This window comes from Glutamicibacter sp. AGC46 (assembly GCF_053543715.1).
The window spans coordinates 175,757-176,606 of the sequence record NZ_JBLVOJ010000025.1 but is presented as its reverse complement, the minus strand read 5'-3'; the positions used below and the strand labels follow the sequence as shown (position 1 = coordinate 176,606).

Below are 850 nucleotides of genomic sequence, written 5' to 3'. Positions count from 1 at the left end.
GCGGCCCCGCAGTGCTGTTCCTGGCGCTCCCCCCACCCCGCCGCCAACCAGGTCGGCCGGCCTTGTGCCACTGCTTGTTGCACCCCGGCGCGCCACCGGCGCCAAGACATCCCGCTTCGGCCTCCGATCCGCGTCAAAACGTCCATCGGCAAGGCCGGAAAGGGTTCGCCGTCAACGATCTTCCGGATACTGTCCAGCTAGACCCGGTAGATTAGAAGCATGGCAAGTGACATATGGAACACAGAAAATGCCCAGGACTACGGAATCAACCTGCTGATTTCCGAACACCTTCGGCTCCGTGAACTACAAGAGGAAGATCTTGCGTTCCTCACCCAATGGTGGAATAGCCCAGAATTCATGGCCCTGCAGGGCAACCTGGTACTTCCCCACCCGATCACCGAAGCCGCAGAACTCTTCAAGTCGCGCAGCGTCAACCGTGGCACTACCGACGGCGTGGGACTTTCCATCACGCTTCCCGACGACACGCTGATCGGGCACACCGCTTTGTACGACTACAACGCGCCGGCCCGTTCCGCCGAATTGATGATCATGATCGGTGGTTCAAATGTGGGCCAAGGCTATGGCACCATGGCCACCAAGATGATCATCGACTACGGCTTCCGCGAGATGGGCTTGAACCGCATCGGCTTGAACGCCTGGGCGTACAACGAGCGCGCACTGCGCACCTTCAACCGCGCAGGGTTCCGCGAAGAGGGCCGAGTGCGCCAGGCTGGATTCCACGATGGGTCGTTCCACGACAAGATCATCATGGGCCTGCTGGCCAAGGAGTACTTCAACGCCAAGTAGTCCGCACAGGCAGAGAACGAGACCTTAACAGAGCTGGGGGGGG

1 protein-coding gene is annotated in these 850 nt (G+C 60.5%); it reads left to right on the top strand.

Annotated elements, in window-relative coordinates; all coding sequences use genetic code 11:
• Window positions 1-219 precede the first annotated feature (219 nt).
• The gene (locus tag ACNPM8_RS15795) at window positions 220-807 is read left to right on the top strand and encodes a GNAT family N-acetyltransferase (RefSeq protein ID WP_332489126.1); all 588 of its coding nucleotides are present in this window, start codon (window positions 220-222) and stop codon (window positions 805-807) included.
• The last annotated feature ends 43 nt before the right edge of the window (window positions 808-850 follow it).